Genomic DNA, 24,705 nt, shown 5'->3' on the forward strand with positions numbered 1-24,705 from the left:
TCGTTTATTTGAACCGACGCGTAATGCATTCGTTTCGGCGCGCAAAGTAGGCGGTGCCGTAGCAGTTTTGTTGCAATTTGTGTTGGGTACCGCAGGCCTAATCCGAAATTCGGAACGGGGCGTGCCGTTAGGAGGATCCATGGGAATCGGTATGTCCGTATTCCTGCTGGCTGTAGGCGGAATTCTGTCGTTCGGTGTGTCGGACCGGATCAGCGGCGTCGATCTGACCGCCGTCGGATACGTGCTGATGGCCGCCGGGGCGATCGGTCTCGCCGTGGCCCTGATGTTCGCCAACCAGCGGAGCCGGACCACGCATACGTCCGTCCATGAACGCCGCGACATCCACGACGACTGATACGCCGGGAGTGAGGATGCCTGAAGCGCACACGCGGCCCGGGCCGCGGGAGTTGATGCTGAACCTGTTGCTCGACAAGGTGGCGGAGCAGCGCTTTCCGTCGCTGGCGATGCTGGACCTGGTCGAATCCCTGCTCCAGCCGGACGAGGTGGAGATCTACGTACGGCTTCTGGTGCGCAGGATGCGTGAGGAGAACTATCCGAGCCTTCCGATCATGCGCCGGATCGCCGAACTCACGCAGTAATCCATCCAACCGTTGCCTTAGGCCACATCGAGATATCGCCGAGGGCGTATCACTGTAGGGAGAACCCATGAATACCACCGCCAAGGTGGCGGCTGCCGTCGCGAGCGGCTACCTGCTCGGCCGTACCAAGAAACTCAAGCTGGCGATCACGGTCGGCGGACTGCTGGCCGGCAAGCGGATCGCAACCGATCCGCGTGCCATCGTGCAACAGTTGGCGGAGGTGGTCGAGCAGAACCCCGAGTTGTCGAAGCTGTCCGATCAGGTGCGCGGCAAGCTTGTCACCGCGGGCCGGGAGGCAGCCGTGGCGGCGGCGAGCAATCGCCTGAACCGGGTCAGCGACTCCATCCGGGACCGTACGGATCGCATGCTGTCGACGGGCAGTCGGCAGGCCGAGGACAAGGCCGGGGACGAGGCCGAGGACGAGGAACGGCCGAGGCGGCGCATGAGGCCGGGCCGACGTGCCGAGGGCGCGCGCGGGCATCGCCGGAGCCGCGAGGAGGACGGTGCCGAGGCCGGTGACGACCGCGGATCCGACCGCCCTGCGAGGCGCCCCCGCTCCGCGGACGGCAGAGCACGTCGGAGCGCGGCGGACGAGCGGTCGAGCGGCTCCACGTCCAGCGAGCGGTCGAGCCGGCGCTCGTCCGACGATCGATCGGGCGGACGCTCGGACGACGACGGATCGAGCCGTAGCTCGTCCGACGAGCGGTCGAATCGCAGTTCGGCCGGCGAAGGGTCACGCCGTACCGGCAAACGGACGGCCGCGCGGGCCGAGAGCAACAATGACTCGGGACCGAGCGCACGGAAGTCGGCCCCGGCGAAGCAGACGGCCGGCAAGAGCGCGTCTCCGGCGAAGAAGACCGCCAGCAAGAGCACGTCTCCGGCGAAGAAGACCGCCAGCAAGAGCACCTCTCCGGCGAAGAAGACGGCCGCGAAGAAGGCGACGGCGAAGAAGAGTACGGCTCCGGCGAAGAAGACCGCGGCGAAGAAGACCGCCGCCAAGAAATCCGCGGCCAAGAAGAGCGCGAGCAGGTCGACGGCCGGCTCGTCGGCTCGGAAGCGGGGGTGATCGGCGATGGCCGAACGATCGCGCGGCGAGGAACAGAACGGCTTCCGGTCGATCCTCGACGAGCTCCCGGTCGACCGGTTGAAGGGCGAGCTCCAAGATGCGCTCTCGGTTGCCGCGGAGCGCACCGCCGAGGCCGCGACCGGCAAGATCTCCAGCCTCACCGATCGGCTGATCGACATGGCGGCCGGCGGAGGTGTCACTGGTAAGGCGATGGCCGAGGGAGGAAAGGCGGCGGCCAGGGGAGGTTCACCGCTGCTCGGCGCGTTGAAGGGCGGACTCATGGGAGCCAAGGACAAGGCGTCAGGCCTGCTGAGCGGTGGATCCGGTGGATCCGGTGGCTCCGGTGGCAAGGAGAACCCGCTCAAGGCGACGACGATCATCGAGTCGATCGACGTCGGTCTACCGATCGATGTCGTGTACAACCAGTGGACGCAGTTCCAGGACTTCTCCGGCTTCATGAAGAAGGTCGAGCGGGTCGAGCAGAAGACCGACGAGCAACTCGACTTCAAGGCGAAGATCCTGTGGTCGCACCGGACCTGGGAAGCGACCATCATGGAGCAGGTTCCGGACGAGAAGATCGTCTGGCATTCGAAGGGTGAGAAGGGCCATGTCAACGGGACCGTCACCTTCCACGAGTTGGCATCGAACCTGACGCGTGTGCTCGTCGTGCTCGAGTACTACCCGCAGGGCTTGTTCGAGCGGGTCGGGAACATCTGGCGTGCCCAGGGACGTCGGGCACGCGTCGAGCTGAAGCACTTCCAGCGTCACGTGATGACGAACGTCATTCTGCACCCCGACGAGGTCGACGGATGGCGCGGCGAGATCCACGAGTCGCGGGTCGAGAGTGACGCGGACGAGGACGCCGAGGAAGAGGACGTCGACGAGGAAGCCGACGAAGACGAGTACGACGAGGACGAAGAGCCGTCCGCTGAGGACGAGTACGACGAGGACGAAGAAGAGGAAGAGCCCGTCGACGAGTACGACGAAGAGGACGACGAGTACGACGAAGAGGACGAGGACGAGGGCGAGCCCGTCGACGAGGCTGAGGACGAGGACGAAGCCGAAGAGGACCTGGCTGAGGACGAGTACGAAGAGCCCGAGGACGAGGAAGAGCCCGTCGACGAGGCTGAGGACGAGGACGAAGCCGAAGAGGACCTGGCTGAGGACGAGTACGAAGAGCCCGAGGACGAGGACGAGGAAGAGCCCGTCGACGAGGACGAAGACGAGGACGAAGCCGAAGAGGACCTGGCTGAGGACGAGTACGAAGAGCCCGAAGACGAAGACGAGGACGAATACGAGGACGAGGACGAGGACGAATACGACGAGGGCGACGAGTACGACGAGGAAGACCAGCCCGAGGACGAGTACGAAGAAGAGCCCGAGCAGCGGCCTCGCCGCCGGGCGAGCTGATCGAGTCGACTGGAAGGAAGAGCCATGACCGTCGCGGCCACCGGCCAACGCCGATCCGGAGGGTATCTGGACAGGCCGGCCCCGAGCAGTCTCGCGGACGTCATCGACAGCATCCTGGACAAGGGGCTCGTGATCGATGCCTACATCCGGGTGTCGCTGGTGGGTATCGAACTGCTGACCATCGACGCACGCATCGTCGTCGCCAGCGTGGACACCTACCTGCACTTCGCGGAAGCCACGAACCGGCTGGATCTGGCCGAGAAGAGCAAAGATCTCCCCGAGGTGATCCAGGACATGACCGAAAGCGGCGCGCAGGGCAAGACGCGTGGTCTGCTCTCGGGGGCGAAGGAGGCTCTGTTCGGCTCCGACGAGGACCACCAGCGCGACCGGGAGCTGGAGCAGCGCGACCGGGGGCGGGACCAGCGCGACCGGGAGATGGAGCAGAGGGGCGAGCGCGAAGAGCCGGAGTACGAGGAGGAAGCACCTCCGCGTCGCCGGCGGCCGGCCAAGAAGGCTGCAGCCCGTCGCAGGAGGACTGAGGAGTGACCGTGACAACGCCGAGCGACATCGGCCTGGGGTGCTACGTGTACGGCATCGTGGCCGCGGACCTCGTCGTACCGCCGGACCTCAGAGGTGTCGGTGATCAGCTCGTCTGCTTGGCCCCGAGCGGCGACGTCGCCGCTGTCATGAGCCTCGTGGACAGCAACGTCGCGCTCGCCGGGCGCGCGGACCTCCTGGCGCACGGCCAGGTGCTCGACAAGATCGCCGAACTGGGGCCGGTGATCCCGGTCCGGTTCGGATCCGTGCTGGAGAACCGGGAAGCCGTCGCCGGCGATCTGCTGGAACCCGGCCGCGAACGCTTCCGGGCGATGCTTCGAGATCTCGCCGGTCACGCGCAGTTCGTTGTCCGGGCGCGATACGACGAGGAGCAGGTGCTGACCGAGGTCGTGGCGGAGAATCCCGAGATCGCCCAGCTTCGCAAGCTCACCCGTGAACAGCCCGAGGATTCGTCGTACGGCGAACGCGTCAGGCTGGGCGAGTTGGTCGCGAAGGCGCTGGAGACGAAGAGCGCCGCGGACGGGCGCGCCATGCTGCTCGAGATCGAGCGGCACGTGACCGCGCTGAACGTCCGGGAGACCGCCGGGATCAACGGCCTGCTCGATGTCGCCGTACTGGTCGAGGACAGCCGTCGTGCGGAGTTCGAGCAGGCGGTCGAGGGCCTGGCGGAGAGGTTCGCCGGTCGAGCCCGGCTGAAGCTGATCGGGCCGACCGCGCCGTACGACTTCGTGGATACGGAGGAGTGATGGGCCTGATGACGAACCTGCTGACCCTGCCGCTCGCGCCGGTGCGGGCCACGATCGCACTGGCCGAGCAGATCCGGCAGCAGGCCGAGGCCGAGTACTACGACCCGGCCCGGATCCGTCTGCAGCTCGAGCAGATCGACACGCTCAGGGAGAACGGTGAGATCGATCCGGACGTGGCCGCGGCCTGGGAGGACGAACTGGTCAGCCGGCTCTACCAACCGCGCGAGGAGACCTGAGCACTGATGGCAACCCCGAGGAAGTCCACCCCGAGCCGTACGACGAGGCAGCCGGAAAAGGGACGTACGACGGCCAAGCGGGCGGCCTCGCCCGGTGCGTCGCAGAACGGGCAGCGCCCGTCACCGCCGCAGTCGTTGCGGAACGTCGCGCTCATGGCCGCCAGAGAACTGGCGCAGCTGATCGGACATGATCCGGAAGGAATCGTGGCTGTCGAGAAGCGCGACGAGGGCTGGCTCGTCCAGGTCGAGGTGGTCGAGGCGCACCGGATCCCGGCAACGACCGACATCCTCGCCGTGTACGAGGTCGAGGTCGACGCCGACGGCGGCGTGACCGGGTACCGGCGCAAGGACCGTTATGTCCGCGGGCGAGTCCAGGAGTAGCGCGATGAGCGAACCTACGATCTCTTCTCGCCGTGGCGCGTTCGACCGCTACGGATCCACGTCGCCGGCATCGCGTCCGGACGGCCTCGCCGACATCCTCGAGCGGGTCCTCGACAAGGGCATCATCATCGCCGGTGACATCAGGGTGAACCTGCTCGACATCGAACTCCTGACCATCAAGATCCGCCTGTTGATCGTCTCTGTCGACAAAGCGATGGAGATGGGCATCGACTGGTGGCGGCACGATCCGATGCTGTCCACCGACGCTCAGGCGCTGGCCGACGAGAACCGGAAACTGCGCGAACGTGTCGAGGAGCTGGAGCGCGATGGTGAGTGAATCCGGCACCTATGTGTACGCCGTGGGGCGGAACCTCGACGAGGAGGTGCTGTCCGGGCTGGAGGGCGTCGGCGGCTCCTCGGTCCGGATGATCAGTCACCGCGAGCTGACCGCCGTCGTGAGCACCGTCGACCTCGAGGAGTTCGGCGAGGCCGCCTTGCGCCGCAACCTCGAGGTTCTGGCCTGGGTGGAGGAGACCGCCCGCAGACACGACGAGGTCGTTCGGCGGGCGGCGGCGATCACCACCGCGCTCGCGCCGTTCCGGTTGGTCACGATCTATCGTTCGGACGACGCGGCGTGCGACCGCATCGAGGAGTTGTACGACGACCTCGTCCTGGTGCTGGACCGGGTCGACCGGCGCAGCGAGTGGAGTGTCAAGGTGTTCTGCCGCGCCCGGTCGGTGCCGTCGGCAACTGTCGAGGCAGCGAGTTCGGGTGTTGCCTACCTGGAGCGGCGCAGGGCCGAGATCCGTGATCGGCAACAAGCGGCCGGCGAGCAGCAGATGCTGGCCGACCAGCTCTTCTGGGACCTGGTGCCCGGTGCGGCCGCGACCAGGCGGCTTCCTCCTCAGGACCAGAAGCTGACCGGTCGCCGGGAGCCGATGGCGCTGAACGCTTCGTTCCTCGTCGACGACGAGCACAGCACCGACTTCTTCGAGCTGGTGAACGAGACGCGAGCCAGGTACCCGTCGCTCGACATCGAGGTGAACGGACCTTGGCCGCCGTACTCCTTCGCAGTACTGGACAAGCCATGACCGTTCAGACCCAGACGGCGGTGACGACGGAGCCGAGCCTGGTCGACCTGCTCGACCGGTTGCTCGGCAAAGGTGTCGTGGTCACCGGTGATGTCGTCGTCTCGCTGGCCGGGGTCGACCTGGTCCGCATCCAGCTGTCAGCCGTCATCGGCTCGGTGCGCAAGGAGATGGGGAACCTATGACTGAACCTCTGCTGCCGCTGACCGATCGGATCGAGGCCAACGCCGACACCGTCGAACGCGAGCTGCTCAAGCTCGTGCTGACGATCGTCGAGCTGGTCCGCCAGTTGATGGAACGGCAGGCGATCCGCCGGATGGACGAAGGTGACCTCAGTACGGCGCAGGTCGAGGAGCTCGGGCTCGGCCTGATGCGACTCGAAGATGCGATGACCGCTCTGCGTGAGCAGTTCGGTCTGAGCGCGTCCGATCTCAACATCGATCTCGGTCCGCTCGGTTCTCTCCTGCCTGAATAGGTCTGGACGTGGTGATGATGAAAGTACTTCGAGGACTCGGCGCGGCGCTGGTGTGGCTGCTCGCGACGGTCGTGATGATCCTGGCGGCGGTGCTCTGCGTCACCGTGGTTCTGCTACCGCTCGGACTACCCCTGATGGCGCTCGGGCTCCGCCTCTACGGGTACGGCGTACAGATCCTGGTTCCGGGGGCGCCGGAGGTGAAACGCGGGATGCGCAAGCGGCTCGGCCTGCGTGCGCACGGGGACGTCCGCGGTGACGTCAAGCGTGCGGGCAAGCGGGGCAAGAAGTCCGGCCGGAAATTGCGGAAGAAGGCCGGCGATGCGGTTGACGACGCCGGCAAGGCCGGCCATCGCGGCCGCAAGCGTCTCGCCGGTGTGTTCGGAGGCTGATGATGAAGCTCTTGATGAGACTGGTCGTGAACGCCGTCGCGCTGGCTGTCGCGGCGTGGCTACTGAAGGGCATCGCGTTCAGCGGTTCGAGCACCACGAGCAAGGTGATCACGCTGGTCGTGGTCGCGGCGATCTTCGGGCTGGTCAACGCGCTCATCAAACCGCTGGCCACGATCCTGTCGCTGCCGTTCATCGTGCTGACGCTCGGCTTGCTGATCTTCGTGATCAACGCGCTGATGCTGCTGCTCACGTCCTGGATCAGTGACGGCCTCGACATCCCGTTCACGGTGGACGGCTTCGGAACGGCGCTGATCGGCGCGCTGATCGTCACCGTCGTCAGTTGGCTGATGAACGTCGTACTGCCGGACAAGCTCGAGACGGACTGATCGGAAGGAACCGGAAGAATGAACCTGACCCAATCATGGAACGACGCGGTAGGTGCGATCATCACGTTCCTGCCGAAGTTCGTACTGTTCCTCGTCATCCTCTTCATCGGATGGCTCATCGCCACGGCGCTGCGCAAGGTCGTCAACGTAGTGCTCGGTCGAGTGGGCTTCGACCGCGCTGTCGAGCGCGGCGGTGTCGGACGGGCGCTCGCGCAGTCGAAGTACGACGCCAGCGGCCTGATCGCAGCACTCGTCTACTACGCCGTACTGCTGATCGCGCTGCAGTTCGCCTTCGGCGTCTTCGGTCCGAACCCGGTCAGCGACCTGCTGGCGGCGATCGTCGCGTGGCTGCCGAGAGCGGTGGTGGCCATCGTCATCGTGGTCGTGGCGGCCGCGATCGCGAACGCGCTGCGCGACCTCGTCGGGAGCGCGTTGTCGGGACTCAGCTACGGCCAGTTGATCGCCAAGGTGGTGCAGATCTTTGTCATCGCCCTCGGCGTCATCGCGGCGCTGAACCAGATCGGGGTCGCGACGGCGGTGACCACTCCGGTGCTGATCGCGGTCCTCGCGACGGTCGGCGGCGTCATCGTCGTCGGTATGGGCGGCGGGATGATCCGGCCGATGCAACGCCGCTGGGAGCGCTGGCTGGATCGCGCCGAGCAGGACTTCCCGAACGCGCGAGCCCGCGAGGAGGCCTACCAGCGAGGCCGGGAGGATGCTGAGCGCAGCCAGTGGCAGACGGAGCCCGGAGAGTCGTCGACCATGGGGCTGACGGGCGACCCCCTTGGCGGTACTCGCCGGTCCACGCCGCCGCCGCGAAGCGACGGCACCACCTGATCGAGGGGCCAGGTGCATCTGTGGGAAGCGTCCCTGAGCGCCATGCTCGACTGTGCGCCCAGGGACGCTTCGTGCTCAGAGCCGGGGGAGATCCTGGAGTCCGGAGCGAAGGTCGGACGCCGCCAGACTCGCGGTGGCCAGCAACCGGACCGTCACCCAGTCGTCGCTCCCCGCGATGCGTTCGAATCGCCAACCACGTTCAGCTGCCGAGTCCTGCACACCCCGTGCGTACGCCGCCAGCTCGACCGGGCCCGCTGATCCGACCGTCAGACCGAGGATGTCGCGAACAGCGGCGGCATGCTGATCGATCGCTGCCTGCAGGCCCGGACGGCGGACGTTCAGCCTCTCGAGAAGACGACCGCGTAACGTCGTCAGCTCTCGTTTGGCAGATGCCTCTCGAATGATCCTCAGCCACGCCATGACTCAATAGATTAAGGCATGGTGGCCGATGTCCGCGGGTACCGGCTAAACACCGCTGCTGCGGAAGGAGTCATCATGCCTGACGATTCACTGGGCGACAAGCTCGGACGACAGGTCAAGAACATCAAAGGTGGACTGAAGGACGTCGCGCACGCGTTCACGGACGCGGATCCGGAACGCCGCACCGACGCGATGGCCGGGCGGGTCACCGGCATGAGGTCACGCACTTCCTCCAACGCCCGGGAAGGCATGTCGAAGGACGAGCTGTACGCCGAAGCCAAGCGCCTGGGCATCAAGGGACGCTCGAAAATGACGAAGGAAGAGCTTCTGCGCGCCGTTCGACGCGCCTGACCCGTCCTGTGTCTCGCCGGCCACGTCGAGTGAAGAAGTACCGAGTTGTGTGGCAGAGCAGTTGCGGCATCTGCCTTGGTGCCGGAGTCGCGGCTGCGGTTGTAGTGCTGCCCCTCGCGTTGTGGATTCTGGTGGGCGTCGTGTGGGCTGCGATGGCGTCGACGGTCGCGTACGCCGCCAGAACCAGCGAGCCGGCCACAGTAGGCCCACCTGGACGGTGGGTGTGGATCATCACGCTTGGGTGCGCTGCGTACCTGGCGACATCGGCATTTGCGACGTCTGTAGGTGCCGCTGCATTCCTCCCGGTGTTGGCGGCGGGAGCATCGGCGCCGTCTGCGGTGCGCTGGTACCTACGTCTGCTGAGTCAGGCAGGCTTTTCACAGCCGCTCAGGGCGATGGGTATGGACGAGCTGTGTCGGCGGTGGCTGGACAGTGACGGCGCGCTGACCCATGCAGGATCGGACCGAGCCCGACTTCGAATCATCAACTCCAGACAGCAGTGCCTCGACGAACTGGAGCGGCGTGATCCCGAAGCCTTCCAGGCCTGGCTCGATTCCCCGCCCGGTACTGGCATAGATCCGCGCCGGTTCTTCACGGACCACGGCAGTCGGGGATGACTCAGGAGGTCTGGAACCGCGGACTGTGATCGTGCTTGCAGCAGATCAGTTCCTCGACGAGGTCGCCGGCACCAGAGACCCCCAGCGGACGCGAGTGCGTGGCGCTACGGACGCATCCAGGATGCACGCAGTACGCCGTACTGTCGGGGACACAGGCCGCATGCCTGGACCAAGGGAGCCTCAACCTTGTCATCGGTGCCACATCCTTCATCACTCAGGCCCGCTCCTCCTGTCGGTACCCGTTGGCGATAGAGCGAATCCCTGCTCTGGAACGCGTTACGGCGTTTGCGTGCGGGTACCTGAGGGCGTGGTCCACAACACGGAAGCACTGGGGAGCGGCTTACTTCCGGACGGTCAAGAAGCGGCCTGGAATTGTGACCTTGCAGCAGGAGGTTGTCGATGTACCAGGAGCGGACAGTCAAGTCCTCACAGGAAGAGCCCGTCATCGATGTGGAGTGGTTCCGTCGGGAGCTGCATCAGGAGCGCCAGTTTCGGCTCGAGCAACTGACCCAACTGTCCTACGAGACGGCAGCGCCGTGCCCACATGCGGTGGCGGAGGTGCAAGCCGCGCTGAAGGCCGGTGCGAGGCGGGCCCTGGCGGAAATCGAGGCGGCGCTCATCCGCCTCTCCCGAGGCACCTTCGGCGCCTGCGAGGTCTGCGGAGAAGTGATGGCCATGCACCGGCTAGAGGCAATACCCACCACCAGGCTCTGCCTACGCTGCGAACACCGCCGGCGTTCCAGGTGAACTGATCGTTTGATCGTCGATCCGCGGAATACAACGGTTCGGATCGTGGTCGGTGGTGCGGAATCGGGCCCGAGGTGGGTACCGAAGCTGCACCGTTCTGTCTGGAGGCTTGTCATGAGTGAGGATGCAGAGCTGGTTCCGCTGTCGGACGAGGAACTGAATGCTCAGGTCGGCAGTGTGTTGCCCGACAAGGAGGTCGTTTCGATCCTCGACCTCAACGTCGACCTCGCGCTCGCCATCGACGCCGCGGCACCGATCGAGCTGGCTGTGGCCGCGAACGCGAACGTCGCCGCGCCGATCGACGCCGCGGTCGGCACGAACATCCTGTCCAGTGGCTCCGAGGCCCAGGCACTGGCCGATCAAGGTGTGCTGATCACGCAGGGCATCGATGCGGACGCGACCGCGCACGCGGTCCAGGTCAGCGGGATCGATCAGTCCGACGACGTGGTCGATGCCGGGTCCTCGACCCCGGTGGAGAGCGGCGCGCCAGATGACGTGTCCAGTGGAGGTTCTGAGCCTGCGGGTGGCCCGACCGCCGCTGGAACCGAAACGCCGACGGAGTCGAGCACCGGATCAGCTGATGAGCCGAGTACCACCGCCGAAACAGCCGGCGAGGAGCAGGCCGCAGTTGTGCCGGGAACCGGGTTGGAGACGCCTGACACCAGCCAACTGCTGAACGGCAGCCTCCTCGATGTCAACGTGAACGTCGATGCCGATGTCGACCTGGCCGCTCCGATCGCCGGCGCAGTCGCGGCGAACGCGAACGTGGCGGCGCCGATCGACGCTGCAGTGGCGGCGAACGTGGGCTCTGTCGACAGCCAGGCGGTGGCAGTCGCGCAGCAGGACGCCATCATCAATCAGGACATCACCGGCTCGGCGACCGCCGACGCCGAGCAGACCTCCGACATCGAGCAGTAGCCGGACCAGTGTCCGCCGTACAGGATTCGCCGGTGCGGACCGGGCTGGCTCCGGGTGTGCCCGTCCGGGCGGCCGACGTTGTGCTGTTGGGTGAGATGGCCGGATCGGGCTATCGCACCCCGCCGGCGCTGGTGCGTCGCGCGGACGGGCAGATGATCCAGCTGACCAGGCTGTTGTATCTGGTGCTGAAGGCGATCGACGGGCGACGTGACCACACGCAGATCGCGGAGCTGGTCAGCGCGAGTTACGGCCGGTCCGTCTCGGTGGCCAATGTAGAGGCCTTGGTCGAAAAGCTCCGGCCTCTCGGTCTGGTGCGCGGTGTGGACGGGTCCGAGCCGCAGGTGCGGAGGTCGAATCCGCTGCTTGCGCTGCGATTCAGGTACGTCGTCACGGACAGGCGCCGCACCGAGCGGATCACGCGGCCGTTTGCGGGGCTGTTCGGCCGGCTGCCCGTCGTGGGCTTCGTCGCGGCGTTCGTGTACGTGTGCTGGTGGCTGCTGTTCGACAAGGGGCTGGCGTCGGCTGCCTATGAGGCGTTCCACAAGCCCGGCTTCTTGTTGCTGGTCTTCGCGGTGACCGTGCTGTCCGCGGGGTTCCACGAGTTCGGTCACGCGGCGGCCGCACGGTACGGCGGATCGACGCCAAGCGCCATGGGGATGGGCTTCTACCTGTTCTGGCCGGCCTTCTACACCGATGTCACAGACTCCTACCGGCTCGGGCGCGGCGGTCGGATCCGCACCGACCTCGGCGGCCTGTACTTCAACGCCATCGTTGCAGTCGCAACGGTCGTGATTGCCGAGCTGACCGGGTACGACGCACTTCTGCTGGTCGTTGCGACGCAGATCCTGCAGATGGTCCGGCAACTGCTGCCCACGATCCGCTTCGACGGCTACCACGTATTGGCGGATCTGACTGGTGTCCCCGACCTGTACCACCACATCAAGCCGACCCTGATAGGTCTCCTGCCCTGGCACTGGAAGGATCGCAAACGGGCGCTCAAGCCGTGGGCCCAGGCCGTCATCACCGTATGGTGCCTCACGGTTGTGCCGCTGATGCTGGTCATGCTGACCATGACAGTGGTGACGCTGCCGCGGGTGCTGGCCACTGCCAGGGCCAGCGCCGACGAGCAGTGGCGCATGCTTGTCGGTGGCTGGCACGACGCGGACCTGGTCGAGGTGCTGGCCCGCGGGCTGGCCATGATCGCGCTCGCGCTGCCGCTGCTTGGTCTGGGACTGCTGCTGTGGCGCCTGGTCGGCAGGATCGTGAGGTCGGTGTGGCGGCGTACGGCGGGTAAGCCCGCGCAGCGTTCAGTCGCTGCAGTCGTCGCGTTGCTGATCATCGCCGCTCTCGGTTGGGCTTGGTGGCCCGACGATGAGCGGTACCGGCCGATCACCCCGAACGAGCGGGGCACGATCACCGAATTCGTCCAGCGGGCAAAGCACACGACAAGACAACCGCCCACCGGACGCCGGCAGTTGCACGAGGGGCAGATGAATCAGGCCCGAGTTCTGTGGCCGGCCGGCATGAACCGCCCTACCCGTCAACGCCCAACGTTGGCTCTCGTCATGGTGCCTCGGCTGCCGAGCGCCACTCGCACGGTCGCACCGGCGATCCCGTCACCGAGTGCCGCCGTACCCACACCCGCTCCGACCGCTGTGTCCCCGACCTACCCGACCGACGCTCCGGTGTGGGTGTTCCCCTTCGACAGGCCACTTCCCGCGGAGCCGGGCGGTAACCAAGCGCTCGCCGTCAACACCACAAACAACACCGTCAGCTATGACATCGCCTTCGCCTTGGTCTGGGTCGAGGGTTCCGAAGATCCGGTGACGAACACCAACGAGGCCTATGCCTTCGCAAGCTGCTCGAACTGCGCGGCGGTGGCGATCGCCTTCCAGGTAGTGCTGGTAATCGGCGACGCGGACGTCGTCGTCCCCCAGAACCTCGCCGGCGCGCTGAGCTACGACTGCGTGCAGTGCCTGACCTACGCCCTCGCAACCCAACTCGTCGTCACGCTGGACCGCCCCTTGTCACCCGCTGGCACCACAGCGCTCAACCAGATCTGGGCGCAGCTCGCGGACCTGGCCCGCTCGATCAAGCAATACCCGCTCTCCGAACTACGCGCCCGGCTCACCACCTTCGAGCAGCAAATCCTCAACGTCATCGCCGCCGACGGCGCCCTGACCACCCCCGCCGCACCCGCAACCCCAACCCCACAATCCCCGACCGACTCCACCACCGCGCCACCTACCACCGAGGCTCCCACCCCGTCGCCTACCCCAAGCGATCCCTCGCAGATCGCCCCCACCACTGACCCTCCGACAACGACCCTCCCGTCGCCGACACCAACCCCCTCCGAGTCCGCCTCACCAGCTCAGACCACCCCAACTCAAACCCCGCCGCCTCCATCCCCCTCGCCAACCCCAACCGAAACCCCAACCCCCACCCCCACGGAACCCCAAACCACGACCCCAACAACGCCTTGACCGCCCTGGCTCGTCAGTTCGTGGTGAAGCCGAGCATCCAGCTGTAGATGTCCTGGCCCTGGCTTCCGCTGTAGGCGTGGTCCCATGAGTTGTGGTCGACCTGTGGGTAGATCGTCAGGCGTAGGTCCTTGGCGGGCGGAGCTGGGCAGGTGCGCAGGCTGTTGATTGTGTCGATGCTGCCGGCAGGATTGACCACGTCGTCCGCGTCACCGTGGAAGGCCCAGATCGGTGTAGACGCCAGGGCGCACCCCGACGATCCGAGCGCTGGACGCCCCTCGCCGGCGATCGGGACCGCGGCCGCGACCGTGGTCGCACCGGACTGGCCCAGCGACTCCCAGACGCCGTAGCCGCCGCAACTGAGACCGGTCAGGTAGACCCGCGCCGGGTCGACGTCGTAGTGCGTCAGCGCGTAGCCCAGAAAGGCCTGAACCTCAGAGGGAGTCCAGCACGGCGAGCCTGCCGGCAAGGGGTTGCCGTAGCCGTGCTGCAGCTGCATCACACACGACCCGCCAAAGGGGACGTCGCACGGGTAGGGGTATGCCGGGCTCGGGACGTCGTTGTGCTGGGGCGCGAGTACTACGAACGGACGATCAGTGGCCCAGCCGTTGTTGGCGATGTACAACGGGATGCCTGCATCGTTGATCACGTTGGGCAATTGCGCCGGACTGCCGTCCCCGGTGCCACCGTAGCCGTGCAGGAAGACCAGCAGCGGCTTCTTGGTGCCTTGCCCGTAACCCGGTGGGAGGTACTCGTAGTACCCGAGCGGCGATGAGGTCGATCCGAGCGGGTGCCCGGCCAGCCGGCTCGCCGAGCCGGTTCCGATCAGCGATCCGGCCGCCGAACACAGGGACACCTGCGGATCGTGACCCGAGACGGTCGCGCCGAGGAATTCGACGTCCTGGCCGCCGGGGACGTTGTCGCCGCCTGTGTCGAACAAATACCGGAAGGTCACCGCGCCGGCGAACCGGAACGCGACCTTGCCCGTCGAATCCTCGACGACGAAGGACTGCCCGACGTTCATGGCCTTGACCTCGAAGACGTTGCCGCCGACCGGCTTCGCCTGGACATCCTTGAACAGGCCGTTACCACGGACGACGAACCATCGCCCGGTGGCCGGGTCGGTGTGAACCTCCCGGAAGGAGTAGTTGTCGGTAAAGAAGAAGAACGAGGTCGCCGGCCCGGTTCCCGTTCGAACGCTCGTCCTCCCACTGAACGTCGCCGCGACATCGGTCCGATAGCCGCAGCTGTCGTCCATCCAGGTGTCAGTTCCCGAGTACGGCGTTCCTTCGACTACGGCTGCATCCGCCTGCGTGGACAACCCGATCGCGCCGAGCGTGACCACAGTGAGCAGGCAGATCCACTGACGGGAGCGGTTTCGTGCGAAGACAGACATGGCGCGGGTCCTTCCAGGGCGCGCAGAACACGGATCGACTGAGGATTCCGCGATCGACGGAATCGTGCGGCGGCAACTGCCGCCGGCCATGACGTCGGCCCGCATCCCCATCTGACGCGCCAACACAAGACAGATTGGTTCCCCGTGATGTCCCCCTCCCCAACCCCTGCATACCGGTATAGAACCCGGTCGGACCCTGGTCAACCGCCAAGGCCGGTATGGAGCAGCGAACCTGCGGGCGATCAGTCCCAGAGGGTCAGGCGCTCCCAGGTGTGTTTGGCAATGAAGTGGCGGCGGTTCTCGGCCCACTGGGACAGCGCTTCCACGACATCGCCGAGATCGACGCCCTTGACCTGGTAGTGCTGCTGCGGTGAGCCGTCGCGGTACTCGAGAGTGAGTGTTCCGTTGTCGTTGCGTGCTGTCCTCCGTCGACTGATGCGCGACACTCGTCCGCCAGGTGATCTGCGACAGTCGAGCGCGCGGATCGGGGCAGTTCCGGACGTTCGAGGATGCCGCGAGTACCGGGGTCGTTCTTAGCAAGCCCTTAGGATCATGCCGGACGGCGGGCTCTGTCAGAGGAACGTCGAGCAGTCCACATCTCCAACAGAGAGTGCGCGATCAACCGTCACAGTGCCACTCGGATCGACGACGAAGGTGGCCGTGGTCAGCAAGCCCTTGAACGGCCCCTCGAAGGACGTATGCCGTTCCAGGACGACTTGTCGGTCACCAGAGATGTCAGCGTTGAAGACGGATACCTCCACGTTCCTGTCTTGCCATGTGACTCCACGGAGGGACGCGGGGACCTCAGTGCTATCACTGAAGGTCAGGCTGCCGTGAAGGATGTCCCGGTAGTTCACATGCAAGGTCCCAGCCGTGGTCTCCTGCACGATCAGTTGATACTGACCGCTGTCGCTGAAGGTCGCGGGCCACCCGCAGATGTTTGGATGCTGGTCGGTGTCTGTCAGCGGACCGCGCTCTCGGTAGTCGATCGTGGCTGAGGCGACTCCAGCGGACGCGAATAAGGCGGCGGCGGAAACAACTCCGACGACGAGGCATCTCAGGATCGAACGGTTCGTCATGGCGCACGCTCCTGCCCTAGACATGGCCAGCGGGAGTCGCGTGCCTATCATCGACAGTCCTCCGCGCCTCGAGGATTGGCAAGAGCTATCGCGTCGGTCGAACTTCAGTCGGGCGAGCTGTCTGGATTAGCCGAGATGTCGACCGATGACCAGGCTGGCGATGAACTCGCGACCACCTGGGCGACCTTCGAGCACAATCCGCTCATCGGCACGACCGCGCCTTACTATCCGCGGCAGATCCGGACATCATGCGGCGGGCTCAGCTTGGAGCCGCAGGCTCGAGAGTGGCTCCCACAGCACTGGCATCTTTCGCATGATCAGGGCGTCGTCGAGTTCGGCGGTTCCGGCCGGGAAGATCCCGGCGTCGTCGAAGAACGACGAGCGCGCATGAGTTACCGACGTGGGTTCAACCTTCCACGCGGAGGTCTTCAATCCCAGCCCGTCGAACCGGTCGGGCCGGCGTGTGGCCGAGTATCCGACTGAGCCGGTCTCGAAGAAGGCTGAGGCCTCCTCAATGCCCCCGAAGAGGCGACTGTCGCCAAACTCGTCGCTGATGTTCACCGAGACGTCGACCCAGGCGGCGCCGTCCAGAGAGGTGTAGGCCACCCGGATAGCTTCGTCGGTCTCGTCCACGCGGAACCGCGCCCGGTGGTGCTCGCCGGGATAGACGCGGCCACCGAGCACGACGTTGGCCCACGAGTCGCTGTCGCGCCTAGGGATGTAGACGCCTGTCTGCGGGCCGTTCGCCGTGTCCCACTCGACCGCCACGCGGTGCGCGGCGTTCTCGCTACGCAGCCCGACCCATCGCGGCGCATGTGTCGGGCGCATCTGGCCCAGGCGGATGAGGCAGATGCCGGCAACCGCGGCGCCACCGACCAACTGCGGCCGGAACGGGTGGGGAAGCACGCGGGCTATCACCTCAGGGTCCACCCGGTAGTTCACCAGTAGCCGGCGCTCGATCTGACCGTGGATCCCAGGAAGCAGCACGTTCTCCTCCGATCGGTGGTCTCCATTGTCCCCTCGGAATACCGACCGCCTGAGGAGAACCGGGCTGACAGCAGACTCTCGCACACGCGCGGACAGCAGCATGACCGGACCTGCGCTGACAGCCCACGCGGAACCGATGTTACGTTCAGCGGTGCTTGTCCGGCGGCACGATCTGAGTCTTGCTCTTGTCCTCTGCCTTCGCGTGCTTCTCGGCGCGTTTCTCCTTGAGAGACTTGCCCGCCTTCTTGGACATGTGTTGCCGAGGCGATTTGTCGGCCATGACTGCTCCTTGAGCGGAAGCCTGGCTGGCTTCCTGAATCCACCGTACGCCGGGATTGGCGCGTCCGCTCATCGGCATAACAGCGCGGAATGCGGCAGATGAGGGCGTTGGATCTACGCCCTGGGCGCAGCGAAGGCCTCGATCAGCGAGATTGCAAGCCAGTGACCGCGAAGCCGAGCCATGTGGAGAGCAGAGCCCACCCCGCCGCCTGCAGGCGACGCAAGTGGATCTGCGCCGCGGGCGAGGAGGTACGCCGTGACGTCGACGTGGAGCGGGTCGCCCGTCTGAGTGTGTCCATCGATTTCGACGTCGACCGCGTGCTGGAGCAGAGTCAGACCGCCATCGATCTCTTCGATGTCGACACCGCCATCGAGCAGCTCCCGCAGCCTCGGCAGGTCCTCGTTCTCAACGGCAAGGTGCGCAGGTGTCATCGTGATTCCTCTGGTTGACGCAGAAGGTATCTGCGTAGCACACGTGGACGACGTTGGCCGCAGTTCTCGCGGCCTGGTCGGACGCCTCCATCCCGACAGCGGCATGAGAGTGCGTTCGCTCACGCTCCGGGCATCGAGTGCGCGAACGGGCTCGGGTTGTAGTACTCACCGGCGTCCTCGGCCTGGAAGCAGGCACCCGCGACAACCCGCCCGGACTAGCCGACTTCCGACACGGCGTACTGATCTCCTTCGCGCTCTATCCGAAGCCCATCAAACGTGGTCGGCAGGTCGATGGCCTTAACGGCCTTGAACAGCACGTCGATTCGTGAAGCGTGGTGGTCACTCTTCACGCTCCGAAGCAGGAGCTGGGCGTGTCCCACCTCGTATCGCCAGATCTGGAAGTGGCGATCGCTTTCGAGGGTGTCGATGGGTGTTGAGCCATCCCCGGTAGGCATGAGCCACAGGGTAGACCGGCGGCTCCAGGAATTCCTGGCTGCCCGGCAGGCTAATCCGTGGCAAGCGCGGTCCAATGCTCGACTGGATGAGACATTCCGAGGTGTACGAGATCGGTCGCGGCCTGCAGTAGTGCCTGCGCCGCCGCCTTGGGCGTAACCGCACTGATGTCGCCCCGGTCGTAAACGGTCTCCATCGCCTTATGGTCCACCACGTGTTGGCAGTCGACCTCGATAGTCGCCTCGATGGTCCACACCCGGTCACCACTTCTATCGCCAGCGCACCAAGACGGCGCGAGCTCGACAAGAAAATCAGCCGCGTGCTCATCGGAGTCCGTGGTCTCGACGTAGCTGTTGATCGAGAGCTGTCCCGATGCCAACAAGCACAGTTCAAGCCCTGTGCTCCCCAAACCGGCATGGTTGGACCCGAAGTGCTTCGCTAGGGAGAGCAGCTGGTCATCTACCGCAGCGAGGATAGACCGGATCTGCGCGTCTTCCTCGTGCGTCAACGGGCCGAACACCCCGTCCAGCAGCGGCCGGCCGTTGGCAAGCGATACCTTTTCCACACCGTCACGATATCGACGGTCGAGAAACCGGCGGTATCACCGAACGCCCGCACATCGGCAGATCCGTGCGTTGGCCGGCTCCCAAGGTTGGTCGCCAGACGTCTAGCCTGTCGCGCATCAACTGGCGGACATGTGTCGCGGATCTATTGGCGGATCACACGTTGTCGTTGCGTGCCTGGGCGAAGCTATGGTCACGGCCGCTGTCGACGACCACGTAGCCGTCGAAGTTGCGCAGTTCTTCCGACAGGAAGAAGGCCCAGCGGTCGGGTAGAGCTACTCTCCCCCGCGAGGTGGTGACGGCCACCTCACCGCCGTTGACCGGCGCCGCCGGTGCCTTCTGCGGGTCGAAGAAGACGAGGCCGTGTTCTTGAGCGAGTCGCTCCGCGACTACTCCGACCTCGTCGGCCTGGCTGTAGCTGACCGCGACGTACAGGATCGGCCCCGAACAATTGCTGCTCGGGCCGCCAGCTGCCCAGGGAGTGTCCTCGCTCTCGCCGTTCGGGAACCTCGCGGCCAGGGCTTCGGCGTACGCCTGGATCCTCGCGGTCGGCGCCACCAGGTCGGCATCGAGGTACCGGGTGAACAGCTCTTCGAAGGTGGCCGCCGTACTGCGCTCGCCAGTGGAAGCGTCGCCCTCCCAGATCGCGAAGTCATAGCTCACTCGGCGGAGTATGCCATTCCGACGTGGCCTAGCGCCCCTGGTCATTGGTGGCTTCAGTTCCCGCCGCAACGGGAACCTGTAGGTCATGCGGTACGTCGAGCTGCGACGGCACACCGACAACGATGGCGATCGCCTCACGTTGCGGGGCGTGGCGGATGCGCACGTCATCAGCGGCCGGCTGCATCCGCCGTACGACGTGTTCGTCTCGACAGGCGCTGCCAGATGCACGCAGATGCTGGAGATCCTGCGGAGCGCGGCGGGCCAGGACGATGTGCCGGTCACTGACGCCCCCGGGCTGCGGTCCTCGGTCGAGGACCGTTGGCGAGAGGCCTCCAGGGCTGCTGGGAAGGGCGCCGATGTCGAGGCGATGCGCGTGGTCGATCCAGATCTGGTCGAAAGGGAGTCGTGGCTACTGGGCGAGACGCTGCGCCAGGTGGTGAACCAACTGCCCGACGGTGGACGGGCTCTGGTTGTTGGGCACAGCCCGACGAACGAGGCCGCCGTACTCGGTCTGACGAGACGGCCCGTTCCGCCGCTCGGCAAGGGCGAAGGCGTCCTGCTGGTCGAGGACCACGGGGCCTACCGCGTCGAGCGACTGGACTGACAATCGTTTGAGCGGTGTCGTGTCGGGCACGCGCACGACAGCGTCGGGTCGAGGAGGTGGACCGATGTGGCATGTGCTGAGTCAGATTCGGCACTGAGCACGGCAGCGTGCTTGCCGCTGGCGGGTGGGGCCGAGGATCCGCAGGTCAGGCCCGGGCTGCCGCGCGGCTATGAGCAGCTGTTCCATCAGGTCGAGCCGACTGCCTTTCTGCTGGCTCGACGAGACCAGCGCGATCACCCAGGTGTCCTCGACCACCGGCAAACCCGCGGATCCGCGGCATCCGTTCGCAACCCTCGACACCTGACGGTCCCGGGCTGATTCTCTCGTACTACTTCAACGCCGCAGCGATCCGTACGACGCGTTCGGCCTGGACTGCCGCGGCGATGCGGGCCGTGTTGTCCACGGCACCGTGTGCGGACACATGTGAGGTCCCGTACGGATTGCCGTCTTCGAACTTCGATGGGTCGGTGTAGCCGGGTGGAACGACAATGCCGCCCCAGTGGTAGATCGTGTTGTACAGCGCGAGCAGGGTCGACTCCTGGCCGCCGTGCTCGGTTTGCGACGAGGTGAATCCGCTGTAGACCTTGTCGGCCAGCTGACCCTGTTCCCATTGCGGGCCGAGCGTGTCGATGTATTGCTTGAGTTGTGCTGCCACGTTTCCGAAGCGCGTGGGGGAGCCGAAGATGACGGCGTCCGCCCAGACGATGTCGTCCGGGACGGCTTCCTCGATGGAGGCTGTGTCTTCGAGATTGGCTCGCCAGTCGGGGTTCGAATTGACGGCCGCGTCCGGTGCCAGTTCGTGCACCTTACGCAGCCGGACGGTGGCGCCTGCCTTCTCGGCGTACTCCGCGATCGTTCGAGCGAGGTCCGCGATCGTCCCGGTGGACGAGTAGTAGATGACGCTGACGTTGACATTCGGCTGATCGGCCATCACGTGCTGTCCTCCTTCTCGTGGATCCCTGTTGAGTTGCCCGTGCCCAACTGCCCGGAGTCCATTCGGGATCGCATGAGATCCGGCACTTGGGGTACGCGATGCAGAAGAGCCATCGCGTTCGCTCAGGACAAGCGCGGGCCGCCAAGATCTGTGCCCTCTTGGCGGCCGGGCGCGACAACCCGTGGTCGATTGCCCTCCCGCCGGGGCGGAGGCGGTTGGGCACCGCCGCGGGGAATCCCGGCGGCCGGCGACACTCAGTCGCCGGCCGCCGGTGGTCTTCAGTTGAGTGGTTTTGCTCAGGCGGTGGCGTCGTTCGGCATCTCGGTGACGGCCATGTTGGTGGCGCTGGTCTACATGCCGGCCGCGAGCTGGGTACGAGCGTTCCTCGCATTGGGCTTGCTGTACGTCGTAACGTCGACAGTCGTCCTGTGCAAGGTAGTACGCGACCGCCAAGAGATGTCGGAAGTCACAAACCGAGTAGACCAAGCCAGACGGACAAACTCCTAACAGAACACGACCCCTTCAAACCCAACCCCTGGCCCTGCGCACGGCTCGGGGAGCGTGCGATGTCTGACCGCCGGAAGAGCCCGCTCCTGGGGAAAGTCCGGGTCGGCAGCAACGCGTTGATGGAACTGCTGGACGCCGACATCCAGTGGCTTGCGGCAGCGCGAGCGTGGGCAACCAATCGTCGCGAATCGGTGCCTGAAGCAACTGTTACGAGGAGTGGATGAACTCCTTGATGAGGTGGGACAGTCGCGTCGGTTGGTCGAGAGGGATCAGGGTGCTGGTGTCGTCCACTTCGACGAGTCGGCCCTGGGGTAGCAGTTCTGCGAGGCGGCGGCCGTGCTCAGGTGGCATGACGCGGTCTCCGGCAGCCCAGACGACCAGGGCGGGCCTGTCGAAACTGCGGAGGCGTTCGGCCGCCTTGATCAGGAGATTGCGGTCGGCAAAGGCAGCGCGCAGTACTCGTACAGCGTCCCGCCGGATCTCGGGTTGCTCCAGCAGTGGCCGAATCCACGCGACAGTCGCCGCGTCACCTCGTTTGGTCAGCCAACCGAAGGTGATCGGCAGTCGTCGTACGAACCTGAGGCGCAGCTGCTGCATGAAGACCCCCAGCAGCCCGGGCGACAGCTTGCTGACCAGCGCGAGTGTCCGTCCGGTCAATCCTGGTGGGAGATTGTCGAACGCCTCACAGGAGACGAGCACGATCCGCCCGACGCGCGGTGAGTCGATCAGCTGAACCAGTGCGCCGCCGGTGTCGTTGCCGACGAGGGTGACGTCCTGGAGATCGAGCTGGTCGAGGAACTCTTCGACCAGCCGGGCGATCCCCGGCAACGAGAGATCGGCATCGGCGTTCATAGCACGCCGATGCGCCCCGAACGGAAGTGTTGGTACGACGCACCGGTGATCGCCTGACAGCTCTGCGACCGGCCCGTCCCACAGTGACCCGTCCATGACCAGCCCGTGCAGAAACACGATCGTCGTGCCGGTGCCGGTGTCGTCGTACTCGATCGACCCCGCCGTGAGCAACAGATCGATCATGCCGCCGGCCAGGCGGCACAGGCGACGTCGCCGCTGATGAAGCAAACCTTCGCACGTGCCACGCCCATGCCAACCCCACCTCGAAGAACCGCTGGATGATGACAAGTGAACCACGTGGTTCGCAAACTGTCCACGGGCCGCTACAGTTCCTTCATGCTGGATGCCGAGGAGCGATTTGTGGCCTCCGGGCGGCTCCGGATCTGGACCGAGCGGGTCGGGGATCCTGGGCTTCCCGCCGTTTTGATGGTGATGGGGTCGGCTGCTCAGGGGGTCCTCTGCCCTGATGCATTGGTCGGTCGGCTTGTGGAGCGTGGGGTTCAGGTGATCCGGTTCGATCATCGAGACACCGGTCGGTCCAGCGTTGTCGACTTCGATGCGCACCCGTACACGATCGGGGACATGGCTCGCGACTGCCTGGCCGTGCTGGACGGTTATGGATTGGGATCGGCCCATGTGGCCGGGACTTCCCTGGGCGGAATGATCGCGCAGTGGCTGGGTGTGCACGCGCCGGACCGGGTCCGGTCCCTGACGCTCATGTCGAGTTCGCCGATGGGTCATGATCCGAGTTCGGCGTGGGCACGGGCGCGGGCCGGGGAGCCGGCCGACCCAGATGATCTGCCGCCGCCGTTGCCGGCGTTTCTCGCCCATCTGGACGCCGGACTGCCGCCGGGCGTGGAGTCGGACGTGGCCTTGTTCCGGATCTTCAACGGGCCTGTTCGGCCGTTCGACGAGCCGGCCGCCCGGGTGATGCTGGAGCTGGCGCTGTCCCGGGCCGGCGACCCGGCGGCCGCGGCCAACCACGGCCGGGCCGTGTGGATGGACGACCCTGACCTACTTGCCCCGCTGTCGTCGATCACCGCGCCGACCTCGGTCGTGCACGGCGATCAGGATCCGGTGTATCCGCTCGCTCACGGGGAGGCTCTGGCGGCCGCGATTCCGGGCGCGGTACTGCAGGTCGTGCCCGGGATGGGTCATGTCATGACCTCACCCGGCCTGCCCGAGGAGGTCGCCGACCTGATCCGGCTGTGACCTGCCACGGGGTCAGCTGTGATCGCGGGCCGCTTGTTCCGCCGCCGGTCGGTAGTGCTCGACGAAGAGCTTGCCGACCAGTTCGCCGCGCGACGACACCTGGGTCTTCTCGAAGATCGCCTTGATGTGGTCGCGCACCGTGTGTGGGGACAGGAACAGTTCCTTCGCGATCTTCTCCGTGGGCAGGCCGCGGGCGACGTACTGAGTGACTTGGATCTCGCGCTCGGACAGCTCGTAGGCATCGGCGATCAATGGCATCACATCGGAGGCCTTCGCCGGTTCGATCACCACGGCTGACCCCTGCGGCGCTCCGCCGACCTCACTCATCGGCGAGGCATGGCAGACCAGCCACTGACCGCCGCGGGTGCGCAGCCGGATCCGCGTGGGACCGGTGCAGGCCTTCCTCGCGACCGTGTGCAGCCAGGGCGGAACCGGGAGCCCAACCGGGCTATCGGTCGAGGGGCCGCCGTCGGGAAGGTCTTCGAGATAGTGCCGGGCGTCGTCATTGACGGAGACGAGCGAGCCTGCGGTGTCGAAGAGGAGCAACCCCGGACCGCCCATGGTTGCCGCGTACGGACCGGGTGTCGCGTAAGAGCGCAGTCGCGTGGCCAGTCGCGGCACCAGCGAATTCACGAACTCCACATCGGCGCGGCTGAAGGCTTTGCTGGTGCGGAATAGACTGATCGTTCCCTGCGGGCGGCCGCCGACGCGCAGGACGGCCCGTAGTTCGTCGTACAGACCACGCGGCTTCATGAAATCCACGTAGATTGCACTGGTCCCCGGAGCACCGCCGGTGGATTCACGCAGCGCCGCCACCGGGATCGGCGCCGTGGTCAGATCGCTGTAGAGGTTGACGGATCCGGCGCGGAGCTCGATCTCCCAGTAGGCGAAACAGCCGCGGGCGTCGATGTTCTCGCCGTGCATCGGTGTGGTCAGGATGCCGGTCTCGGGGTCGGTCACCCGCCAGACCGCGGCATCGAACGGCACCACGCGCTGCAACCGCGCGGACGCTTGCGTGAACATCCCCAGCGCGTCCGGCT

General features: G+C 65.9%; 36 protein-coding genes. 23 read left to right on the plus strand and 13 right to left on the minus strand.

What is annotated here, in order from left to right; all coding sequences use genetic code 11:
• The first annotated feature begins 151 nt into the window (after window positions 1–151).
• The 15 genes from EV647_RS16400 to EV647_RS16470 all read left to right on the plus strand — a co-directional run bounded on the left by EV647_RS16400 (window position 152) and on the right by EV647_RS16470 (window position 8,171).
• The gene (locus EV647_RS16400; protein WP_238175499.1) at window positions 152–355 is read left to right on the plus strand and encodes a DUF6458 family protein; all 204 of its coding nucleotides are present in this window, start codon (window positions 152–154) and stop codon (window positions 353–355) included.
• 16 nt (window positions 356–371) lie between these two features.
• The gene (locus tag EV647_RS16405) at window positions 372–599 is read left to right on the plus strand and encodes a hypothetical protein (protein ID WP_134003576.1); all 228 of its coding nucleotides are present in this window, start codon (window positions 372–374) and stop codon (window positions 597–599) included.
• Window positions 600–666: 67 nt separating this feature from the next.
• Window positions 667–1,665, plus strand: a complete 999-nt coding sequence (locus tag EV647_RS42045) for a hypothetical protein (protein ID WP_166680346.1) — start codon at window positions 667–669, stop codon at window positions 1,663–1,665.
• 6 nt (window positions 1,666–1,671) lie between these two features.
• Window positions 1,672–3,075, plus strand: coding sequence for an SRPBCC family protein (locus EV647_RS16415; protein WP_134003578.1), 1,404 nt, complete (start codon window positions 1,672–1,674; stop codon window positions 3,073–3,075).
• A gap of 66 nt (window positions 3,076–3,141) precedes the next feature.
• On the plus strand, window positions 3,142–3,621 hold the full coding sequence (gvpJ, locus tag EV647_RS16420) for a gas vesicle protein GvpJ (RefSeq protein ID WP_370343371.1): 480 nt from the start codon (window positions 3,142–3,144) through the stop codon (window positions 3,619–3,621).
• Window positions 3,622–3,623: 2 nt separating this feature from the next.
• On the plus strand, window positions 3,624–4,379 hold the full coding sequence (locus EV647_RS16425) for a GvpL/GvpF family gas vesicle protein (protein WP_166680347.1): 756 nt from the start codon (window positions 3,624–3,626) through the stop codon (window positions 4,377–4,379).
• A gap of 8 nt (window positions 4,380–4,387) precedes the next feature.
• Complete coding sequence (locus EV647_RS16430) at window positions 4,388–4,615, plus strand: gas vesicle protein GvpG (protein WP_202871079.1); 228 nt, start codon at window positions 4,388–4,390, stop codon at window positions 4,613–4,615.
• Between the two features lie 6 nt (window positions 4,616–4,621).
• Window positions 4,622–4,996 (plus strand): gas vesicle protein, encoded by a 375-nt coding sequence (locus EV647_RS16435; RefSeq protein WP_134003586.1) that lies wholly within the window; start codon window positions 4,622–4,624, stop codon window positions 4,994–4,996.
• Between the two features lie 4 nt (window positions 4,997–5,000).
• Complete coding sequence (locus tag EV647_RS16440) at window positions 5,001–5,333, plus strand: gas vesicle protein (RefSeq protein ID WP_134003588.1); 333 nt, start codon at window positions 5,001–5,003, stop codon at window positions 5,331–5,333.
• Window positions 5,323–6,087, plus strand: coding sequence for a GvpL/GvpF family gas vesicle protein (locus EV647_RS16445; RefSeq protein WP_134003590.1), 765 nt, complete (start codon window positions 5,323–5,325; stop codon window positions 6,085–6,087). The genes EV647_RS16440 and EV647_RS16445 overlap by 11 nt, the downstream gene beginning before the upstream one ends.
• On the plus strand, window positions 6,084–6,269 hold the full coding sequence (gvpJ, locus tag EV647_RS16450) for a gas vesicle protein GvpJ (protein WP_134003592.1): 186 nt from the start codon (window positions 6,084–6,086) through the stop codon (window positions 6,267–6,269). The genes EV647_RS16445 and gvpJ (EV647_RS16450) overlap by 4 nt, the downstream gene beginning before the upstream one ends.
• On the plus strand, window positions 6,266–6,559 hold the full coding sequence (locus tag EV647_RS16455; RefSeq protein ID WP_134003594.1) for a gas vesicle protein K: 294 nt from the start codon (window positions 6,266–6,268) through the stop codon (window positions 6,557–6,559). Before gvpJ (EV647_RS16450) ends, EV647_RS16455 begins: the two co-directional genes overlap by 4 nt.
• A gap of 17 nt (window positions 6,560–6,576) precedes the next feature.
• Window positions 6,577–6,948: a hypothetical protein gene (locus EV647_RS16460; protein WP_166679893.1), complete on the plus strand. Its 372-nt coding sequence runs from the start codon at window positions 6,577–6,579 to the stop codon at window positions 6,946–6,948.
• Window positions 6,949–6,962: 14 nt separating this feature from the next.
• On the plus strand, window positions 6,963–7,334 hold the full coding sequence (locus EV647_RS16465; protein WP_238175500.1) for a phage holin family protein: 372 nt from the start codon (window positions 6,963–6,965) through the stop codon (window positions 7,332–7,334).
• A gap of 18 nt (window positions 7,335–7,352) precedes the next feature.
• Complete coding sequence (locus EV647_RS16470; protein ID WP_134003600.1) at window positions 7,353–8,171, plus strand: hypothetical protein; 819 nt, start codon at window positions 7,353–7,355, stop codon at window positions 8,169–8,171.
• A gap of 75 nt (window positions 8,172–8,246) precedes the next feature.
• Here EV647_RS16470 and EV647_RS16475 read toward each other — a convergent pair whose 3' ends face one another.
• Window positions 8,247–8,591: a DUF6401 family natural product biosynthesis protein gene (locus tag EV647_RS16475; RefSeq protein WP_134003602.1), complete on the minus strand. Its 345-nt coding sequence runs from the start codon at window positions 8,589–8,591 to the stop codon at window positions 8,247–8,249.
• A gap of 75 nt (window positions 8,592–8,666) precedes the next feature.
• Here EV647_RS16475 and EV647_RS16480 point away from each other — a divergent pair, with 75 nt between their 5' ends.
• From EV647_RS16480 to EV647_RS42050, 4 genes are all read left to right on the plus strand, one after another.
• Window positions 8,667–8,942 (plus strand): Rho termination factor N-terminal domain-containing protein, encoded by a 276-nt coding sequence (locus tag EV647_RS16480; protein WP_134003604.1) that lies wholly within the window; start codon window positions 8,667–8,669, stop codon window positions 8,940–8,942.
• Window positions 8,943–9,958: 1,016 nt separating this feature from the next.
• Complete coding sequence (locus EV647_RS16485) at window positions 9,959–10,306, plus strand: TraR/DksA C4-type zinc finger protein (RefSeq protein ID WP_134003606.1); 348 nt, start codon at window positions 9,959–9,961, stop codon at window positions 10,304–10,306.
• Between the two features lie 114 nt (window positions 10,307–10,420).
• Window positions 10,421–11,224 (plus strand): peptidoglycan-binding protein, encoded by an 804-nt coding sequence (locus EV647_RS16490; protein ID WP_134003608.1) that lies wholly within the window; start codon window positions 10,421–10,423, stop codon window positions 11,222–11,224.
• 32 nt (window positions 11,225–11,256) lie between these two features.
• Window positions 11,257–13,707, plus strand: coding sequence for a hypothetical protein (locus EV647_RS42050; RefSeq protein ID WP_166680348.1), 2,451 nt, complete (start codon window positions 11,257–11,259; stop codon window positions 13,705–13,707).
• Window positions 13,708–13,720: 13 nt separating this feature from the next.
• Here EV647_RS42050 and EV647_RS16500 read toward each other — a convergent pair whose 3' ends face one another.
• The 5 genes from EV647_RS16500 to EV647_RS43395 form a co-directional block, all read right to left on the minus strand.
• A complete protein-coding gene (locus tag EV647_RS16500) occupies window positions 13,721–15,100 on the minus strand; it encodes a hypothetical protein (protein WP_134003612.1) in 1,380 nt (459 codons plus the stop codon).
• A gap of 242 nt (window positions 15,101–15,342) precedes the next feature.
• The gene (locus tag EV647_RS16505; protein WP_134003614.1) at window positions 15,343–15,546 is read right to left on the minus strand and encodes a hypothetical protein; all 204 of its coding nucleotides are present in this window, start codon (window positions 15,544–15,546) and stop codon (window positions 15,343–15,345) included.
• Between the two features lie 126 nt (window positions 15,547–15,672).
• Window positions 15,673–16,179, minus strand: coding sequence for a hypothetical protein (locus EV647_RS16510; protein WP_134003616.1), 507 nt, complete (start codon window positions 16,177–16,179; stop codon window positions 15,673–15,675).
• 246 nt (window positions 16,180–16,425) lie between these two features.
• Window positions 16,426–17,166 carry a DUF2071 domain-containing protein gene (locus tag EV647_RS16515; RefSeq protein WP_202876184.1) on the minus strand — a complete coding sequence of 247 codons (741 nt, stop codon included), beginning with the start codon at window positions 17,164–17,166 and terminating at the stop codon, window positions 16,426–16,428.
• Between the two features lie 145 nt (window positions 17,167–17,311).
• The gene (locus EV647_RS43395) at window positions 17,312–17,446 is read right to left on the minus strand and encodes a hypothetical protein (protein ID WP_255517830.1); all 135 of its coding nucleotides are present in this window, start codon (window positions 17,444–17,446) and stop codon (window positions 17,312–17,314) included.
• A 161-nt stretch (window positions 17,447–17,607) separates the two neighbouring features.
• On the opposite strand from EV647_RS43395, the gene EV647_RS42055 reads away from it, so the two are divergent.
• Window positions 17,608–17,895, plus strand: coding sequence for a hypothetical protein (locus tag EV647_RS42055; RefSeq protein ID WP_166680349.1), 288 nt, complete (start codon window positions 17,608–17,610; stop codon window positions 17,893–17,895).
• A 197-nt stretch (window positions 17,896–18,092) separates the two neighbouring features.
• Here EV647_RS42055 and EV647_RS16525 read toward each other — a convergent pair whose 3' ends face one another.
• The 3 genes from EV647_RS16525 to EV647_RS16535 all read right to left on the minus strand — a co-directional run bounded on the left by EV647_RS16525 (window position 18,093) and on the right by EV647_RS16535 (window position 19,556).
• Entirely contained in the window at window positions 18,093–18,332 is a 240-nt protein-coding gene (locus EV647_RS16525) for a hypothetical protein (protein ID WP_134003620.1), read from the minus strand.
• A 50-nt stretch (window positions 18,333–18,382) separates the two neighbouring features.
• Window positions 18,383–18,895 carry a hypothetical protein gene (locus tag EV647_RS16530; RefSeq protein WP_134003622.1) on the minus strand — a complete coding sequence of 171 codons (513 nt, stop codon included), beginning with the start codon at window positions 18,893–18,895 and terminating at the stop codon, window positions 18,383–18,385.
• Window positions 18,896–19,049: 154 nt separating this feature from the next.
• Window positions 19,050–19,556 carry a hypothetical protein gene (locus EV647_RS16535; RefSeq protein WP_134003624.1) on the minus strand — a complete coding sequence of 169 codons (507 nt, stop codon included), beginning with the start codon at window positions 19,554–19,556 and terminating at the stop codon, window positions 19,050–19,052.
• Window positions 19,557–19,641: 85 nt separating this feature from the next.
• Between EV647_RS16535 and EV647_RS16540 the strand changes: the two genes are divergently transcribed.
• A complete protein-coding gene (locus EV647_RS16540) occupies window positions 19,642–20,160 on the plus strand; it encodes a hypothetical protein (protein ID WP_134003626.1) in 519 nt (172 codons plus the stop codon).
• An 81-nt stretch (window positions 20,161–20,241) separates the two neighbouring features.
• Here EV647_RS16540 and EV647_RS42060 read toward each other — a convergent pair whose 3' ends face one another.
• Window positions 20,242–20,415 (minus strand): hypothetical protein, encoded by a 174-nt coding sequence (locus tag EV647_RS42060; protein ID WP_166680350.1) that lies wholly within the window; start codon window positions 20,413–20,415, stop codon window positions 20,242–20,244.
• A 73-nt stretch (window positions 20,416–20,488) separates the two neighbouring features.
• Window positions 20,489–21,091: an NAD(P)H:quinone oxidoreductase gene (wrbA, locus tag EV647_RS16545; RefSeq protein ID WP_134003628.1), complete on the minus strand. Its 603-nt coding sequence runs from the start codon at window positions 21,089–21,091 to the stop codon at window positions 20,489–20,491.
• Window positions 21,092–21,166: 75 nt separating this feature from the next.
• On the opposite strand from wrbA, the gene EV647_RS43720 reads away from it, so the two are divergent.
• On the plus strand, window positions 21,167–21,601 hold the full coding sequence (locus tag EV647_RS43720) for a YiaA/YiaB family inner membrane protein (protein WP_370343228.1): 435 nt from the start codon (window positions 21,167–21,169) through the stop codon (window positions 21,599–21,601).
• A gap of 207 nt (window positions 21,602–21,808) precedes the next feature.
• Here the strand turns inward: EV647_RS43720 and EV647_RS16555 are convergent, their stop codons facing one another.
• Window positions 21,809–22,636, minus strand: coding sequence for an alpha/beta fold hydrolase (locus EV647_RS16555; RefSeq protein WP_134003630.1), 828 nt, complete (start codon window positions 22,634–22,636; stop codon window positions 21,809–21,811).
• Between the two features lie 153 nt (window positions 22,637–22,789).
• On the opposite strand from EV647_RS16555, the gene EV647_RS16560 reads away from it, so the two are divergent.
• Window positions 22,790–23,665: an alpha/beta fold hydrolase gene (locus EV647_RS16560; protein WP_134003631.1), complete on the plus strand. Its 876-nt coding sequence runs from the start codon at window positions 22,790–22,792 to the stop codon at window positions 23,663–23,665.
• Between the two features lie 12 nt (window positions 23,666–23,677).
• On the opposite strand, the gene EV647_RS16565 is transcribed toward EV647_RS16560, so the two are convergent.
• Complete coding sequence (locus EV647_RS16565; RefSeq protein ID WP_238177244.1) at window positions 23,678–24,625, minus strand: response regulator transcription factor; 948 nt, start codon at window positions 24,623–24,625, stop codon at window positions 23,678–23,680.
• Window positions 24,626–24,705: the final 80 nt, after the last annotated feature.

Source organism: Kribbella sp. VKM Ac-2566, assembly GCF_004366005.1.
Lineage (GTDB): Bacteria > Actinomycetota > Actinomycetes > Propionibacteriales > Kribbellaceae > Kribbella > Kribbella pratensis.